The organism is Methylophaga muralis (genome assembly GCF_001720165.1).
In the GTDB taxonomy this organism is placed as follows: Bacteria; Pseudomonadota; Gammaproteobacteria; order Nitrosococcales; family Methylophagaceae; genus Methylophaga; species Methylophaga muralis.
The window spans coordinates 1-16,034 of record NZ_MCRI01000041.1 but is presented as its reverse complement, the minus strand read 5'-3'; the positions used below and the strand labels follow the sequence as shown (position 1 = coordinate 16,034).

Here is a 16,034-nt window from a genome sequence, read left to right as displayed (position 1 = left end):
GTCTGGGCATCTATTTTCTGTATTTGACTACTGAATCGTTTAATCACTTAAATGCGAACTCAATAGAGTCATCGCGAATAGTATCGAAAAGTGTGTTTGAGAATGAGCGTGAAAATCTAGGAAAGGTGGTTTATGACTACAGTTACTGGAATGAAGCCGCCGAAGCATTAACAGGCAAAACCGATTCACTCTATTTTGAAGAAAGCCTAGATGGTGACTACTTATTAAATACCTTTCATATAAATCAAGTTATCGTTTATAACGCTGATGGCAAAGTCTTTATCAGCTTTGCCAATGGCGAACAAAATCTTACTGAGATTCCTCTTTATACCCAGCCTGCCTTGCAAGCTCTTGTCGAAAAAGCGACAAAAGTTAATTATAAATCGCCGACCCCGGTGACATCGTTTATCAACATTTCTGGTCAACTACACTTTATCGCCGCTAGCGCCATTGTACCCAGTATTGAGTCTGACACTGTGTCACTGGGAAAACTCTATGGTGTATTAGTCATGACTCGGCCAGTTAATAAACCATTGTTGTATAAGTGGGAGAGCCAATTTCATTTGTATAGTTTGAGCGTTCAGCCTAAAGGTTTGCCTCTTAAAAACGGCTTTACCGCTTTTAAGGTGATGAACCCTTTGGGAGAACACATTGCTGATATCGTCTGGAAACCCGATTTACCGGGTAAGCGTTATTTAGGCGAAATTATGCCAATGACTAGCCTGATTATTGTCTTTTTAGCTATCGTTTCAGTGTTGTTTTGTCTCCATTTCAATCGATATATAAGACTTACGTTATTTGCAGCGAAAGAGTTAGAAAACAATCGAGATGAGCTACAGAAGTTGGCGCATTACGATACCGTAACAGCATTACCTAACCGCCTTTTAGGTATGGACCGACTAGAGCAAGCTATAAAAGCATCATCACGGTATCAAGCTATGACAGCTGTTTTGTTTATCGATCTGGATGGTTTCAAAAATGTTAATGACACCTTTGGACATGATATCGGCGATGACTTGTTACTCAATGTTGCTCAACGTCTGACATCGTGTATTCGGGAGGGTATTGATACAGTATCGCGCCTTGGCGGAGATGAATTTACGATTATCCTGGCTAATCTACAAAATAAAACAGACGCTATTGCAGTGGCTGAAAAAATTCTTAAATTGCTTCAGGAAAAAATATCAATCCGGGGTTCAGATATCATGATTTCAGCGAGCATTGGTATTTCAGTGAGTCGAATGAATTCAATTACTGCGGAAGAAATGATAAAGCAAGCTGATATGGCTATGTATAAAGCCAAGTTATCAGGTAAAAACCAATATTTCTTTTATGAAGAACCGTAGTTTGACCATTTGGAACAATACAACGACGCAATGTACCGTTTCTATTTTGACCCATGAATGAACACAAAGCCCTGATTACATTAAACAGAACTTTGTGTTCAGCAATTTAGTAATTAATTATTTCTGTCTAAAGCTATCAAAACGGGCAATATGTTCTTCTAGGTTTTGGTTTAGCATTTCTGCGAAACGTTGGGTGAAGAATTCAATTGCGGCTTGTTTTTCAGCTTGTAGGTTCTCTGCACTCTCAACAGAACGGGCGACGCTGAAAGCATTAAATCGGGCGGCTGAAAATAGAATTGATGTATTGACGTCGTCTACACTACTGTCTGCTGCTTGTTGATTAGCAACGGCAATGAACTCATCGACACGTTGTTGAAATGTTTTTGTTGGTGAATTTTCACTCATTCTTTCTCTCTCATTAATGTTATTGATTTGAAATTTGCTGGCAGCTGTGATGAGGCTTTATAAGCTGATTGAACGCACCATATACTATCAGATAGAAAAACCTGAGCCGTTTTGGGTTTACCAAAGCCAGTGAAAATATGAACTATGCGTAAAACAGACAGAAAAATTGATAATGAACTTCGGCTAAAATTGACCGAGGTATGTGAACAAGCATTAAAAGATATCACTGGTTTTCAGTGGCTAACGCACTTGGTTAACTATGAGGATTTTCCGAATAGCTTAATGGTTGTTTGTGTGTTTGATACAAACGAGAATTTGAAAAATTATCTTCAATCAGATGACAGCCAAGCGTTGATATCCCTTATTCAAGCTGAATTTAAAACGATGGATATCAAGCTCAAACGTCTTGGTGATCATATCGCATACGATTCTGAAGAAAACTGTAATCAATATCACAATGGTAATTGGGCACTCAGATTGGGTTAACGGAAACTTCAATTGTGCTTTGTAAAACATGCATTGATGAGGCCTCGCCCGTTCTAAACAAGCGACGGTAGTCTATACTGCACGGTATCTTTTACTGGATACGTTTGAGCGATAAAAATCGAACAATGAAAATACCAAAACAAATCCAACCACTAGTTGATGATGGCCTTGTGGATGAGGTGATTAGTCGCTTAATGAGTGGCAAAGAAGCCGATGTCTATGTCGTAAGATGTGGTGATGAAATACGCTGTGCCAAGGTCTATAAAGACGCCGTCAAGCGTAGCTTTAAAAAAGCCGTTCAATATCAGGAAGGACGAAAAGTACGTAATAGTCGCCGAGGCCGGGCGATGGAAAAAGGCTCAAAATTTGGTCGTCAGCAGCAAGAAGAAACCTGGCAAAATGCCGAAGTCGATGCGCTGTATTTGCTTGCCAGTGCCGGTGTGAGAGTGCCTCAACCCTATGATTGCATGAATGGTGTGTTATTGATGGAGTTGATTACGGATGAGGAAGGTGATGTTGCACCGCGCCTCAACGATGTCACCATGTCTGCCGAGCAAGCCATCGAAGACCATATGATGGTAATGCATTCTGTGAAAAAAATGCTTTGTGCAGGTTTAGTCCATGGCGATTTGTCAGAGTTTAATGTGCTGGTCGACGCGCATGGTCCCGTGATTATCGATCTCCCCCAAGCAGTGAATGCAGTGGCAAATAATAATGCACAAGCCATGTTAACTCGTGATGTGCAGAATATGACACGTTACTATGCCCAATTTGCACCAGAATTACGCAATACCCATTTCGAAAAAGAAATATGGTCGCTATTCGAGAATGGCGAATTACTACCTGATACAGAACTCACTGGCCTATTTGAAGAAGACACCCAAGCCGCTGATGTTGATGGGGTGATGCTTGAAATCAAAGCGATTCTGGAAGAAGAACAAGCAAGACAATTGTGGTTACGTGAAAAGGATGATTAAGGGGTAACCATATTAATTTGCTGAAAAATCAAGCTGGCTGACCCCGACCTGTAGCATTAAAGTAGTGTTAGAGCAGCTTTGTCTAGCCTGGGAAAGGCTCTGATAGTTAAAAGCTACTGTAAATAGATTGGCAAATAAGAAATTACTTAATTCGTTTGATTGAGATCTACCTCTGGGTAATCTAATCGAAATACTCTTTCGCTTTCTGTGACTAGTTTTTGCCCTTCAGCGATCTCGCCTCGACCACGTGCAATGTCATCCTGACCACTTCTAAGATCGCGTTCTGCCGATTCCACTTGCTTTTCGCCATTTTCGACACGCTTTTCACCCGTAGTAATCAATTTTGTACCTCTTTCCCAATCTTTCGCGATTTGATTCTTCAGGTCTACTTGAGTTTGCCCAGTTGACGCGTTATCTCTCATAAGATCAGCTGTCGTAGTGTTGCCAGCACAGCCAGTTAATGCGAGAAGAAAAAGACTAATGTTTGCTCCAGACTTTATTAAATAATTGTTCATTGAAATTGTTCCTTGAATAATTGATTGAGAATTCTCTGATATATCTGTTTGATGGAGCTTGATTTGCTTAAAAACGTAGCGCTTGGGATGCTTTAGGAGCCCAGTGAGCAGTGACTTACTCAGCCAGACAATACGGCGTGGAGAAAGTAATATTTGAAGACAGACACTGCAAAATATCGTTCAGGAGACACGTTTACGAATGAAGTTCTAACGCAAACCATGAAAAGAGAGAATCACTAAGATGATTACTATTGCACCGTCTATGTAGATGATATTATTTAAAACAAACGTATTCTTTTTACAAATCTGGAATCGAGGTTACACGACCTTTCGTACGGCCAGTTAATACCCCTCCTAGCAAACTGATTTAAATTCAGAATAGATTTCCTTGATCATCGAGTCTGTTCGCTGGAGTACATAGCTGTAAAACGATATTTGGGATCTGAATAATTAACTTATGTGGCAAGAACAATATAAGGGGGCGCTTCCCATTAATGGATTAATATTTTAGGCTCTTGCCATGCCCATAAGAGCCTGACATGTATTTTTTCATGATGATGACAAGCAAGGCTGTATGGCATGGCCCACTGATTATTGTAAAAACATCAGGTAAGGGTTTTGGTGTATTGCTTGATGGATAATAAAAGGGAATCATCGCCTTTTAGACTAAGAACAAATTTAAACAATGCTCTTGGATTATTCATTATTTATGTTTTAATTTCGGCGCGGGTTATTTGAATGGCCTGAATATCTACAGGATAAAAATTATTATGGCGAGTTTGGATACTCAGCAAGGGATTATTGAAAACAGCAAGGTCACAATTGGACCATGTACCTATGGTTATGAATACTTGCAAGTCTTCGGCGCCGAAGGCGTTTCGTTGACGATAGGCAGTTTCTGTTCAATTGCAATGAAAACCACCATATTTCTTGGCTCAAACCATCGAACTGATTGGATCACTACTTTTCCATTTGGTCATCAAATGGCTGATGAGTTAGGAGGCCGTGAAATAAAAGGGCATCCGGCTAGTAATGGCGACGTCGTCATCGGCCATGATGTTTGGATTGGATATGGCTCAACTATTGTATCTGGCGTAACAATTGGAAGCGGAGCTGTTATTGCTGCCAACGCACACGTTGTAAAAGATGTTGCTCCCTATGAAATTGTCGGTGGAAATCCTGCAAAACACATTAGATACCGGTTCGATGAGGAAATAAGAGAGTTACTTTTGGAACTGAGATGGTGGGATTTGCCCATCAGCATAATAAAGGAGCTAAGCCAAACCTTATCATCTGAGCCATCGGTGGATTTACTTAAGTCTCTGGTTGCTTCTTTTAGAGCCTGATAATGATTGATGGTCGGTGCAACTTCAAAGCTGTCGTTCTAATATGACGTCGAGCCTGATTTGGCGAGAAATAAAGGGGCAGCCAACTTGATTCATGATTTTGTGATGTGAGTTTCTTTCTTTATTAACTTCATTTATTGTTTAATTAGCTTTTTTCGTGGAGATCGGTCAGTGGTTGACTCCATGATTTCTACATCAGAATAAATCCTAACAAACGCGTCAAAGGCGACGCTCATACTTCGCACGCTTTATGCGAGCGTTATCAACCTCTATTAATAGAAGAGATCCTATGAGCAGCATTAATGCCTTTCCCAACGTAATTCCAGCTGATGACCAAAACATCTTTGAAAGTATTTCCAGCCGAATGTCTGGCTTTTTGTATCGTTGCCGCATGGATAATGATTACACAATGCTTAACATGTTTGGCAATGTGGAGGAGCTTACTGGGTATAAACACCATGAGTTGATTGGTAACAAATTTACCTCATATGTAAACCTGATCCACGAAGATGATGGACAAGCTGTCGATGATGCCGTGGCGGCGGCTATCGAACAACACAAGAACTGGGACGTGGACTACCGTTTAAAATGCAAAATGGGAGAGCCTATTTGGGTTAATGAGAAGGGCGGCCCAGTCTTTGACGACAATAACCAAGTAACATTTCTTGAAGGTGTGGTGACTACGATCCAGGCCAGGAAAGTGCAGGAATTGGAACGTCAATCCAGAATGGAAGAGGTCGAAGGTCATAGCTCAGACATCGTCAAACAAACCCAAACTATTTTGGATATGTTGAAAACCCTGCGCCTGCTTAGCTTGAATGCCAGTATTGAAGCCGCACGGGCCGGGGACGCCGGTCGAGGTTTTGCTGTTGTTGCATCCGAGGTCAAAAAACTGGCCGAGAATACTGGTCATGCCACTACCGAAATCACCAGATTAACAAAAGAACTGGACGCACTGCTTAAGTAATCTTTCATCTTGGCAAAAAGTAGAACCATACAAAATCGAGTGGTAGGCGACTTACCAAATAATGCAAAGATTGATGGCAAAACACCTTGTTGTCTTACATCAAAAAATTTCGTGGGGATTAATTAAAGGTCGTTGCTTTGAACCTTATTTCGTGCTGAAAAAACATTAAGCGATTTATTCAAACTCTTTATATAATTCGACAAAGAAATAAAAAGCAAAGTCGATTAGATTGATTTTCCAGGGAGGAAATATTGCGTGTTAAAGAACAAAATGAAGTTGAAGAGTCAATTTATCTCTAACTATTCGCTGGCTGCCTTTGGCATTTTTGGCGCTCTAAACCTAATGAGCAGCGCGCAAGCGCAAACTCTTCAGGATTATGATTGGTCAGGCCCATACATTGGGGCAAGCCTTGGGGCTGCTCATAATCGTGCATCATTTGATGCTTCAACTTCTGATGGTTTTGTGGGGTCTTATTTTACTCCGCCCGATCCTGAGCAAATTGCTGGAGAAGCCGATAAAAGTGCTTCGCGATCTCGACTAAGCGCTGGTCTGTTTGGAGGCTATGGGCAGCAGTTTGATCGTTTATATCTCGGGCTTGAAGCTGGCTTAAACAGTTTAAGCTTTGATGAATCATCTTCATCAGGCGGGATCTATGAGTCCAATACAACGGCAAGCTTTACTAATGAAGTTTCGGTGAAATCTGACTGGCAAGCCTCATTACGAGCTCGAGTAGGGTGGACTGAGAAACGCTGGCTAGCGTATCTGACGGGTGGTTTAGCCGCTTCTCGAATCAGGATGGATGCAACATTTTCAGATAATTTAGCTACAGGTGCTTTTGGTAGTGCTTCAGACAATGACACCAAATTAGGCTGGATAATTGGGCTAGGTGGGGAATATGCTCTTAGCGAGAGTTGGACCATTCGAGCAGAGTATCTTTACGCGGATTATGGAAAAGCTGACACCACAGCAGTTGTAACCAATTCTAATTACCCGACGCTTGCTAATGATTTGAAGAGTTCTGTCGATCTTAAAACCCAGATCCTTTCGGTTGGCGTTGCTTACCGGTTCTAGGCAGCATTCAATATCATCAAAATTAGTTACCCGGTACGGGCCGAGTGGGGCGCAAACCCAAAAGCAGGCGGTCAGCTGCCTCTGCAAATGGTTGTAATCGTGTTTCCATTATCATTCCCTGTCATAAGATGATCAGAAAAAATGGGATGTTAACGGCTTTTGACGGCAGTCTGGAACGCAAACATTGATTGCTGGAACACCAGCGACTCCATCTGTAAAAAAACAGAGGACAAAATTTTACTAACATCTCATTCAATGATTAGTAGCGGTCATGCCTGAATCTAACTTGTTTTATTTATATTTCTAAAATTATTCTTATCAAACTTTCTGCTCTGTGATATTTGTTGTTTTAATTTTTGTTAAGGCAGCTCTTTGTGCTTCGTTGATTCAATGGAAGTCATTTTTTAAAACGATTTGTAAATATTTAGAATCTTTTCTCAGCGGAGATTTATATGGGGTTTGTCGATAAGTTATTTGATGGCAGCTTTATGCCGCATGGTCATTGTTTGCGGTGGCTCCCAGATCTCCTATTCCTCCACGTAACGGGTGATGTGTTAACAGCTATTGCTTATTTTGTTATTCCGCTAGCACTTATTTATTTAGTAAAAAAAAGAACCGATCTTGGGTTTAACTGGATATTTATCATGTTTGCCGCTTTTATTTTTCTGTGTGGCGTTACCCACTTAACCTCACTGATAAATATTTGGCAGGGGTTTTATTACATTGAAGGTATCGCGAAGTTCACAACCGGGCTGGTATCTATTTTCACCGCCATCATGATTTGGCGTTTAATGCCTAAAGCATTGGCTATTCCGAGTAATGAAGAATTTAGGAGTAAAAATGAGGCGTTACTTCGAGTTCAACATGAGTTACTGGAAGCTAACCAATCACTTGAACTGCGTGTTTTAGACCGCACCAAAGAGCTAGAACGAATCGCCCATACTGATTCACTCACTGGTATAACGAATCGTCGTGGCCTTATGGATAGTTTAACGGTAGAAATTGACCGGGCTGAGCGTTATCAACACAAGTTAAGTTTATTAATGGTCGATCTCGATCATTTTAAATACGTTAATGATGAATATGGGCATCTCACCGGGGATGCTGTTTTAATTGAATCGGCGAATATTTTGTCACAAGCCTGTCGAAGTACAGATGTATTGGGTCGCTATGGTGGTGAGGAATTTCTTTTATTACTGCCAGAGACGGATACAGAGAGCGCCAGACTACTTGCAGAACGCATCAGGGTTGATTTTGAACAGCACCGTTTTTGTCAGGATGATGGCGTAGAAATTTCTCTCACCTGTAGTATTGGTGTGGCAGAGTTTCAAGCTGATCAATCCCAAACTAGCTTACTGCAAACAGTGGATCGCATGTTATATAGCGCCAAAAATGCAGGCCGAAATAAAGTCGTGGTGAATGGGTATTCAGAAACTTATCCAAGTTAAATGCTGGTTTAACGTGACTAAAAGTCAGTGAAAGGGACGATGCTTAGGCGATTAAATATCGATGGTTAGCTCTCAACTGCGTTGAATTGAGAGAGGGAGGATGCTGTATGCCCGAATACACTGTACCTGGCGTCTATGTTCAGGAAACAAGCTCACGCAGAAAGACCATTGATGGGGTAAATACCCATACTACTGCCTTTATTGGCCCGACATTACAAGGGCCGGATGCTTCAGTTGATAGTGCTCCAGAATTACTCACCAGCTTCGCCGAATTTGAGCAGATCTATGGCAGCCTGGATGATCTGCCTGCAGATGAATGCCAGTCTTCAGCCACCAACTTCGTAGCGTATGCGGCACGTGCCTTTTTCGATGAAGGGGGACAGTATCTTTATATATCCCGTACATCAGATTTTTCGTCACTTGCCAGCTATCAACGAGCACTTGCCGCTATTGAACCACTGCAAGATATAGCTATTGTGGCTACGCCAGGCAATACTTCAGTTGAAGTTGCTCACGCTTTAATTGCTTATGCCGAACGTCCCGACACTCAAAGCTTTGCAGTGATTGATCCACCGCCCGGTCTCACCTCTGCTGAAGTGCTCGAATATCGAGGTCAGTTCGATTCCAAATATGCAGCGATGTATTACCCATGGGTGGTGGCTAGCAGCAAAGAGGATGAAGAGATCTTGCTGCCGCCATCAGGTTTCATTTGTGGAATTTATGCACGAACCGATGTTCAACGTGGTGTGCATCATGCTCCCGCGAACGAGGAGCTGCGTGGGGTGGTTGGCTTTGAACACAATATAACTCGCATTGATCAGGAAAAACTCAATCCCGAAGGTATCAACTGCTTGCGTTTCTTCGAGGGCAGAGGTCACCAAGTGTGGGGTGCCCGAACACTCTCACGTGAGCCTGAGTGGAAATACGTCAACGTTCGCCGCTTTTTCAATTATCTGCAAGCCTCTATCGATCGTGGAACGCCGTGGGCCGAATCAACGCCTAACGGCGAGATCTTGTGGGCCAATATTCAGCAGCTCATCAGTGACTTTTTGTTCAATGAATGGCGCAAAGGCAGTTTGGTTGGCAACAAAGTAGAAGAGGCATTCTTTGTTCGGTGTGACCGCAGCACTATGACACAGCTAGACATCGATAACCAACGAGTGGTGTGCTTAGTCGGCGTGGCCGTTATCAAGCCGGCTGAGTTTATGGTGTTTCGGGTGGAACTCAATGCTGCTTAATTTTCCGAACTAACTTGGAACCGGAGCGTTTTCTTCTATCACTCCTTGCCGATTAGCTGCTTCCCAAAATTCTGTGGGAATGTGGGTAGAAAGGGAGGACACATTTTCACGAATATGTTCAGGTTTGCTGGCCCCTGGCAATATGGCGCTCACTACGTTTGGGGCGTTGCAAAACTGTAATGCAGCTGTGTGTAAGTCCACATCAAGATCTTTCGCCAGTTTGCGATATTGCTCGCGCTTTTGATGAATGTGATCCGGCGCGCCCTTCTTGTAGTTGTGATAATCATTCCCCGCTAAATAGCCTGAGTTTAGTGGTGCTCCCAACACAAAAGAGACATCACGGCAATCTGCTAAAGGAAAGAGTTGATTGAGTGCATCATCATGCTTATTCAGGATAATTTGTTGTAATCTGCTGGTAACACTGCATCACTCATTGGTAAATAATGAAAACTCTTCTCAGCAAAAAAATGATTATTACTGTGACCATATTGGGCATTGCTGCAGTAGTCATTGTTGTAAGTTTTATCTTATCAGGACAATCTCTTTGCGGTGTGCCAGCCGATGATCTGATGGGCATGCTTGCCATTAGTTTCGGTCTGGGCTGTGTGCCTTTAATTCCCGGTACTGCAGGTGCTCTGGGTGGCATCATTTTAAGCTTAATGATTTGTCGTTTATCTATCAGAAAACAATTGATAGCGGTGACTTTACTGATTCTGGTCGCTATTCCAATATGTGACTATGGTGAAACTTACTTTGATGGCAAAGATGCTTCACAGATTGTGGCGGATGAATTGTTTACCTTTCCGGTGGCAACCATTGGTCTGCCCATCCATCAATACCCTGTAATGCTGGCAGGTATTTTTATGACCAACAGGATTATTGACTGGACTAAACCACCACCTGCGCGGGCAGCAGAATCACTACCAGGAGGTGTGGGAGTAGTGCTTGATGATGTGGTCGCATCATTGTGGACATTGCTTCTATTCAGTATTGGTTGGCGTTGGTATAGAAGAGCTTCAGTTAAGCGAGACACTTTTACAAACGATGATTGAAATTGCCGGAGATTGAAACTGTATAAGGATGAACGTAATGCTTCAATTGCCGAGCAGTTAGGTATCACCGAGAAAACGGTAAAGTCTCATATGAGTTATTTATTGGATAAGCTTGGCATGTCCAGCCGCGTCTATTGATACGTGTATGCCAAAATACGTCATTGCTGGATCCGCCTCTTTCGACCAGACACGAAAGTAGTACTCATTAAGTCTGACATCGTTCTTTAGACCAATGTGTTAGTCTGCCGTTACACCCAAAATACATCCATAGCTTTATCCAATGATGGTTGAAAGCTTTACTGCCTTTTAACGGTTTGGAGAGGAGTTTATGCTGCTGTTTTTCGGTCTGTTGACCGCTTTAAGTTTTGGTATCGCCGATTTTCTCGGTGGTTTGGTGGGCAGAAAAATGTCTCCACTGACATTGACCCTGTACTCACAATCCATCGGATCGGTGGTCATTACTGTGCTGGCAGTGATGTTTGGAGGGACACCAAATATTTCCGATCTTGCCTGGGGAGCGGCGGCAGGCGCTACGCTCGGGTCAGGCTTTATTCTCTATTATCGTGCTTTATCCAATGGAAGGATGGGGGTGGTGGCTGCTGTTACCGGTGTTTGGACAGCCATTATTCCTTTTGTGGTGGGTTATTGGCTGGGGGAACGTCCTTCGACGATGGCAATATTAGGGATAATGCTGGTGGTTATCGCGATTGCCTTGGTCAGTAGCGGCGAAAAAACCACAACTGAAAACGCCTTTAAACAGGTCAAGCAACCGGAAAAATTACCAACATTTTATGCGTTGCAACGCGGATTTCTGGCTTATGATCGCAGTATTCTGCAAGCCACGGGCGCGGGTTTATGGTTTGGGCTTTTCTTTGTTTTTCTTGGGCAGGCCCAATCGAGTTCTCCGTTATGGCCAGCAGCGTCAGCAACTATTGCATCAGCATTGATTGTCGCGGTTTTGATCCCGGTACTTAAACCTGATTTGTTTTTTGACAGGAGCAATTTGCCGATAGTAGTAGTGGTTGGCCTGTTTCAAACTTTTGGCACACTCACATTCGTCATTGCTGCCAATTTAGGTATGCTTTCCGTGGCTGGTGTCGCCGGTGCGTTATCGCCGGTTCCAACGGCCATTCTCGCTTTTATAATATTGAAAGAGCGAGCCACATGGGTTCAAATGACCGGCGTAGCGGCTGCACTGACCGGTATCGTGATGATGCATAGTTAAAGAGGTATAAATGGCCATTAATCCTGATACACAAACTGCCGTGTTAGACGTTCATGACGTCTGATACCGCAATTGTTTTAGGTGCAACGGGCGCTATTGGAACGCAGTTAGTTACACAGCTAAGTCAACGAGATGATGTTACTAATATCATTTTGATATCTCGTCGTGAGGTGGATGTGTTGCTCAGTTTTCCTGAGGCAATCATCTCAAAAATCAAAAACCATGTTGTTGATTTTGAGCAGTTGGAACAACACAGCAAACCACTTATTCCTACGAACTCAGTCGCCTTTATTGCGTTGGGTACCACACAAAAACAAGCGGGTAGTAAAGCGGCTTTTCGCCACATCGACCATGATTTGGTGCTTGCGTTTGCACGAGCATGTAAGTCTGCCGTTGTTATTAGATTAGGTGTGGTAACAGCTCACGGGGCCAATATTCGATCAGCCAGTTTTTATAATCGCGTCAAAGGCGAAGTGGAGCGCGATATTCAATCGCTCGGTTTGACGAGCGTGTTTTTTGCTCGTCCTTCGCTACTTTTGGGGCGACCTGATGATGGTCGATTTGCAGAAAAACTGGCTGATGGATTGCTAGGACCTATTGCATCTTTTTTACCAAAATCGATACGGCCTATTTCCACAAAATGTGTTGCGGCTGCAATGATTGATGTGGCTTATAATGAGTTTAAAAGTGACTCTTTCGTGCTTTCGAACGCGGAGATGCATCAGCGGAATGTTAAATACTGAGGAATTAAATCGTGCAATTGGTAGCAGCAATAATCGGCATAATCATTTACTACGCTTATATGGCTGCTGTAGGAAAATGGTGTCGAAATAATAATATCTCTAAAGCTTTAGCATTTCGGGTGGGGGCAGCCGCTTGTTTGTTACTGGCGCTGGTCACCATTGTTGCGGTTAGTTTGTACTTTGGCAAAATTATGCTGATAAATGAGGATCCGTTAATAACTGCTGGATGCGTTATTGCTATTGCACTGTTAGGTGGTTTGCGTTGCCGTGATCACGTATCAAAACAGCGTTACCCACAAGCATAAATTCTGAAGATTATTGGATATGCCGAGCGGAGTATACTTTCTAAGAAGTTCTCAAAATGTATGACGATCATTCAAAGTCGCTGAGCTTTCTTACATCAACTCAAATTTAAAATGTACTGACCCTATATGTGAGAAAATCCTGCTCTGAACCAAATGTTCAGATTTTGTTGTTTCCGTCCTCAACGTGAGTCAAACAAATGCAGATGAACAATGCGGTTAGCTGATTTTATTAGAACAGAGATTGAACCTATTCTGCAGGACTGGGAAGCGTTTGCGAAAACAATCCTCAGCGCCAAGCATATGAGCAAAACTGGACTTCGCGATCATGCCAGACATATGCTGCTGGAAATTGCTGACGATATTGATACCCCCCAAAGTGAAACAGAACAGGCCGCTAAATCGAAAGGATGTGCGTCGGCCGGCGAAGAATCCTGGGCAGAAGTTCATGGCGGTGACAGACAAACCAGCGGATTTACTGTAATTGAGACGGTTTCCGAATTCAGGGCCCTTCGAGCAAGCGTAGTCGCACATTGGACCAAATCATACAAAACGATTCCATTTGACCATCTTGAAGATCTCACCCGATTCCATGAAGCAATAGATCAAGCTGTTGCTGAATCGCTAGAACAATATGCGACACTTAAAGAGATGGAAACCCGGCTGTTCGGAGCTGTGTTGTTGGCTTCGCCAGATCCAATTTATGTGCTGGATCTTGAGGGTAAATTTATTTATGCCAATAAAGCCACAGCCGATCTTTTTGCTCTGGCACCCGAGGAAATAATGGGAAAATCCACCTTTGATCTCGGGTTTCCGTTCGCAGCAGATTTTCAGCACAATATTGAAAAAGTAATAGCAGAACAGTCGACCTACCGTGGAAAGTTTGTGCACACTTTTAGTTCTGGTTTAGGCGAAAGATTTGAGTATCTACTCGCACCGGTTCTGGACGAGCAACAAAAAACCGAAGCAACAGTCTGCATATCCAGAGATATCACTGAGCAGGCACTTGCTGAAGAAAAAATTTGGCATAACGCACACCACGACCTGTTGACCGGACTGCCTAATCGTCGTCTTTTTCTGGATCGGCTGGAGCAAGAGCTCAAACATGCCAACCGCAGCAATCTTTCGTTAGCCGTATTATTTTTAGACCTTGACGGCTTTAAGGGTGTAAACGACACACTCGGTCATGAGGCAGGTGATCGCGTTTTGCAATTGGTGGCAGAACGTCTTACTAACTGTGTACGCGAAGAAGATACGGTTGCTCGATTGGGTGGCGATGAATTTACTGTAATTCTCATCGGTGCTGAGCAGCAACAAGATATCGAAGTTGTAGCTCAGACAATTATTGATGCAATCGCACTGCCTTTTGATCTGGAGAAAAAGTCTGTACAGATTTCTGCCAGCATTGGCATCTCGCTCTTTACAGAAAATACCATTTCAGCTGTCGAGATGTTAGAAGCCGCAGATCATGCGATGTATAGCGCCAAAAAATCCAGTACGAACAGAATCTATTTTTACGATACTTCGGAGCAACCAGAGATAGAATAAGCCAAGCCAATAATTTAATCGTTTAACCAGCTTTGTTGGCAGACAATATACTCAATATTAAATATAGAAAATTTGCTTTATTGCTTCACAGATATAGTTAGAAAACTAAGTCAGGCACTGCTGATATCTTTATGACTAAAAAAAGCAAAAAAACACAGACTGAGATGATCGCCGATGGCAATAAGATTTTGCTAAAACCGGCGGGTAGGGTGCTGGTAGAAGTCATTCGGGAAAAAGAAACAGCATTTCGTGCTGCCTGGACGCATTATCAAACGGCAGAAGATGATCCTGAAGCATTACACGATATGCGTGTTGAGCTGCGTCGGTTACGAGTGTGGGTAAAGCTTGCCCGCGATGAAGTCAAAACGAATAAACCTACTTGCAAACGATTGAAGGTATTGGCTAAGGCAAGCAATCCCGTGCGTGATCACGAAGTGACACTGGCTTGGTTGGCAGTGGCTCAAAAACAGATTGGCGAGATGCCTGCTCTAGATAAGTTGATTGAATACGGCAAACAGGTTTATCAGCAATCCACGGAGTTGGAATTCTCTGCAAAGCAGGGACTTGAACCCCAGGTTAAACAAAAAATAGGTATTGGTTTAGGCCAATGGCTGGATAGAACGGTTGATCAACGTATTGAGCATATTAATCAACTTTTGCATGCAGGCATGGAAGAAACACATGTTGCTCGCATTGAGATTAAATATCTGCGTTATTTACTCGAACCCTTCACCAGCATAGTTCATGACTCAAAAGAGCTGGTGGGCTGGTGCAAAGAGGTCCAAGAACTGCTGGGTGATTTCCATGACATGCAGGTTTTTCGTAGTCATCTGCCGGAATTCGCTCGTTGGGTTATTGATTCCGAGCTGTCAGAAATTGCCCTATTAACCGGCAAACAGTCCCAAGCCATTACCAAGGTTTTTGCCAATGCCCGTGAGCCCGTGATTGCCTTGTCCGGCTGGCAAGATCAGGAGCTGCAGCGTCAATGGCTTAACTGGCTGGACGAGCGGGATAATTATCTAGGAATGCTGCACAAGCTTAGGACAAAGCAAAACTCAGCAAACTTGAATGTTTGATTTGGACAAGTACCGAAACTGTGTGTGAAATGTTGCAGATTTGGTGCGAGGCGTTTGAGGTGGTTTATTAATCTAGTTCCTCGCCTTAAATAATTTTGCTTTAGCCGAATTCACAAAGCCGTCAGGATTGTATGTCTCAAATAGTCTTAATTTCCAAACAGTATGATTTTTTGCTAAAGATAGTTCATTTTTTAACGCTGACTCTTACTAATCAGTTTTTATATGAGGTTAGAGCAACTAACTTTGATCAATTTGTTAGCAGTTAGAAATTGAGTCATCAAAATATCGG

At 42.8% G+C, this 16,034-nt stretch carries 19 protein-coding genes; 16 read left to right on the top strand and 3 right to left on the bottom strand.

From position 1 onward, the window contains the following. A partial coding sequence (locus tag A9E74_RS12075) for a sensor domain-containing diguanylate cyclase (protein ID WP_141696812.1) occupies window positions 1-1,346 on the top strand: 1,346 nt, incomplete at its 5' end. 117 nt (window positions 1,347-1,463) lie between these two features. Here the strand turns inward: A9E74_RS12075 and A9E74_RS12070 are convergent. Continuing rightward, the gene (locus A9E74_RS12070) at window positions 1,464-1,751 is read right to left on the bottom strand and encodes a DUF3144 domain-containing protein (protein WP_069296870.1); all 288 of its coding nucleotides are present in this window, start codon (window positions 1,749-1,751) and stop codon (window positions 1,464-1,466) included. A 144-nt stretch (window positions 1,752-1,895) separates the two neighbouring features. Between A9E74_RS12070 and A9E74_RS12065 the strand changes: the two genes are divergently transcribed. Then, window positions 1,896-2,237 carry a Fis family transcriptional regulator gene (locus tag A9E74_RS12065; RefSeq protein ID WP_069296869.1) on the top strand — a complete coding sequence of 114 codons (342 nt, stop codon included), beginning with the start codon at window positions 1,896-1,898 and terminating at the stop codon, window positions 2,235-2,237. A 125-nt stretch (window positions 2,238-2,362) separates the two neighbouring features. Continuing rightward, window positions 2,363-3,214 carry a PA4780 family RIO1-like protein kinase gene (locus A9E74_RS12060; RefSeq protein ID WP_069296868.1) on the top strand — a complete coding sequence of 284 codons (852 nt, stop codon included), beginning with the start codon at window positions 2,363-2,365 and terminating at the stop codon, window positions 3,212-3,214. A gap of 146 nt (window positions 3,215-3,360) precedes the next feature. Here the strand turns inward: A9E74_RS12060 and A9E74_RS12055 are convergent, their stop codons facing one another. Continuing rightward, entirely contained in the window at window positions 3,361-3,729 is a 369-nt protein-coding gene (locus A9E74_RS12055; RefSeq protein WP_069296867.1) for a hypothetical protein, read from the bottom strand. 770 nt (window positions 3,730-4,499) lie between these two features. On the opposite strand from A9E74_RS12055, the gene A9E74_RS12050 reads away from it, so the two are divergent. The 6 genes from A9E74_RS12050 to A9E74_RS12030 all read left to right on the top strand — a co-directional run bounded on the left by A9E74_RS12050 (window position 4,500) and on the right by A9E74_RS12030 (window position 9,799). Then, window positions 4,500-5,075, top strand: coding sequence for a CatB-related O-acetyltransferase (locus A9E74_RS12050; protein ID WP_069296866.1), 576 nt, complete (start codon window positions 4,500-4,502; stop codon window positions 5,073-5,075). Window positions 5,076-5,364: 289 nt separating this feature from the next. Then, window positions 5,365-6,042 carry a methyl-accepting chemotaxis protein gene (locus tag A9E74_RS14960; RefSeq protein ID WP_069296865.1) on the top strand — a complete coding sequence of 226 codons (678 nt, stop codon included), beginning with the start codon at window positions 5,365-5,367 and terminating at the stop codon, window positions 6,040-6,042. A 342-nt stretch (window positions 6,043-6,384) separates the two neighbouring features. Further along, complete coding sequence (locus tag A9E74_RS12040; protein WP_176718935.1) at window positions 6,385-7,113, top strand: outer membrane protein; 729 nt, start codon at window positions 6,385-6,387, stop codon at window positions 7,111-7,113. A 44-nt stretch (window positions 7,114-7,157) separates the two neighbouring features. Then, window positions 7,158-7,301, top strand: a complete 144-nt coding sequence (locus tag A9E74_RS15085) for a methylated-DNA--[protein]-cysteine S-methyltransferase (protein WP_084003079.1) — start codon at window positions 7,158-7,160, stop codon at window positions 7,299-7,301. A 264-nt stretch (window positions 7,302-7,565) separates the two neighbouring features. Continuing rightward, window positions 7,566-8,561, top strand: coding sequence for a GGDEF domain-containing protein (locus A9E74_RS12035; protein WP_069296863.1), 996 nt, complete (start codon window positions 7,566-7,568; stop codon window positions 8,559-8,561). A gap of 107 nt (window positions 8,562-8,668) precedes the next feature. Continuing rightward, the gene (locus tag A9E74_RS12030) at window positions 8,669-9,799 is read left to right on the top strand and encodes a phage tail sheath family protein (protein WP_069296862.1); all 1,131 of its coding nucleotides are present in this window, start codon (window positions 8,669-8,671) and stop codon (window positions 9,797-9,799) included. A gap of 9 nt (window positions 9,800-9,808) precedes the next feature. On the opposite strand, the gene A9E74_RS12025 is transcribed toward A9E74_RS12030, so the two are convergent. Then, a complete protein-coding gene (locus A9E74_RS12025) occupies window positions 9,809-10,192 on the bottom strand; it encodes an aldo/keto reductase (RefSeq protein WP_281198102.1) in 384 nt (127 codons plus the stop codon). Window positions 10,193-10,242: 50 nt separating this feature from the next. On the opposite strand from A9E74_RS12025, the gene A9E74_RS12020 reads away from it, so the two are divergent. The 7 genes from A9E74_RS12020 (at window position 10,243) to A9E74_RS11995 (ending at window position 15,745) form a co-directional block, all read left to right on the top strand. After that, a complete protein-coding gene (locus A9E74_RS12020) occupies window positions 10,243-10,851 on the top strand; it encodes a phosphatidylglycerophosphatase A family protein (RefSeq protein WP_084003077.1) in 609 nt (202 codons plus the stop codon). A 12-nt stretch (window positions 10,852-10,863) separates the two neighbouring features. Continuing rightward, window positions 10,864-10,989 carry a LuxR C-terminal-related transcriptional regulator gene (locus A9E74_RS14130; protein WP_084003076.1) on the top strand — a complete coding sequence of 42 codons (126 nt, stop codon included), beginning with the start codon at window positions 10,864-10,866 and terminating at the stop codon, window positions 10,987-10,989. Between the two features lie 190 nt (window positions 10,990-11,179). Further along, window positions 11,180-12,076, top strand: coding sequence for a DMT family transporter (locus A9E74_RS12015; protein WP_069296860.1), 897 nt, complete (start codon window positions 11,180-11,182; stop codon window positions 12,074-12,076). A gap of 53 nt (window positions 12,077-12,129) precedes the next feature. Further along, a complete protein-coding gene (locus A9E74_RS12010) occupies window positions 12,130-12,819 on the top strand; it encodes a Rossmann-fold NAD(P)-binding domain-containing protein (protein ID WP_069296859.1) in 690 nt (229 codons plus the stop codon). Between the two features lie 11 nt (window positions 12,820-12,830). Then, the gene (locus A9E74_RS12005) at window positions 12,831-13,124 is read left to right on the top strand and encodes a hypothetical protein (protein ID WP_069296858.1); all 294 of its coding nucleotides are present in this window, start codon (window positions 12,831-12,833) and stop codon (window positions 13,122-13,124) included. 210 nt (window positions 13,125-13,334) lie between these two features. Then, complete coding sequence (locus A9E74_RS12000) at window positions 13,335-14,669, top strand: diguanylate cyclase domain-containing protein (protein WP_069296857.1); 1,335 nt, start codon at window positions 13,335-13,337, stop codon at window positions 14,667-14,669. A 131-nt stretch (window positions 14,670-14,800) separates the two neighbouring features. Further along, window positions 14,801-15,745, top strand: coding sequence for a CHAD domain-containing protein (locus A9E74_RS11995; RefSeq protein ID WP_069296856.1), 945 nt, complete (start codon window positions 14,801-14,803; stop codon window positions 15,743-15,745). Window positions 15,746-16,034 lie beyond the last annotated feature (289 nt).

Coding starts and splice junctions, on each gene's coding strand:
- A9E74_RS12070 (WP_069296870.1), bottom strand. CDS start 1,751: ATGAGTGAAAATTCACCAACAAAAACATTTCAACAACGTGTCGATGAG.
- A9E74_RS12060 (WP_069296868.1), top strand. CDS start 2,363: ATGAAAATACCAAAACAAATCCAACCACTAGTTGATGATGGCCTTGTG.
- A9E74_RS12055 (WP_069296867.1), bottom strand. CDS start 3,729: ATGAACAATTATTTAATAAAGTCTGGAGCAAACATTAGTCTTTTTCTT.
- A9E74_RS11995 (WP_069296856.1), top strand. CDS start 14,801: ATGACTAAAAAAAGCAAAAAAACACAGACTGAGATGATCGCCGATGGC.
- A9E74_RS12015 (WP_069296860.1), top strand. CDS start 11,180: ATGCTGCTGTTTTTCGGTCTGTTGACCGCTTTAAGTTTTGGTATCGCC.
- A9E74_RS12020 (WP_084003077.1), top strand. CDS start 10,243: ATGAAAACTCTTCTCAGCAAAAAAATGATTATTACTGTGACCATATTG.
- A9E74_RS12030 (WP_069296862.1), top strand. CDS start 8,669: ATGCCCGAATACACTGTACCTGGCGTCTATGTTCAGGAAACAAGCTCA.
- A9E74_RS12010 (WP_069296859.1), top strand. CDS start 12,130: ATGACGTCTGATACCGCAATTGTTTTAGGTGCAACGGGCGCTATTGGA.
- A9E74_RS14960 (WP_069296865.1), top strand. CDS start 5,365: ATGAGCAGCATTAATGCCTTTCCCAACGTAATTCCAGCTGATGACCAA.
- A9E74_RS12050 (WP_069296866.1), top strand. CDS start 4,500: ATGGCGAGTTTGGATACTCAGCAAGGGATTATTGAAAACAGCAAGGTC.
- A9E74_RS12035 (WP_069296863.1), top strand. CDS start 7,566: ATGGGGTTTGTCGATAAGTTATTTGATGGCAGCTTTATGCCGCATGGT.
- A9E74_RS12000 (WP_069296857.1), top strand. CDS start 13,335: ATGCGGTTAGCTGATTTTATTAGAACAGAGATTGAACCTATTCTGCAG.
- A9E74_RS12040 (WP_176718935.1), top strand. CDS start 6,385: ATGAGCAGCGCGCAAGCGCAAACTCTTCAGGATTATGATTGGTCAGGC.
- A9E74_RS12065 (WP_069296869.1), top strand. CDS start 1,896: ATGCGTAAAACAGACAGAAAAATTGATAATGAACTTCGGCTAAAATTG.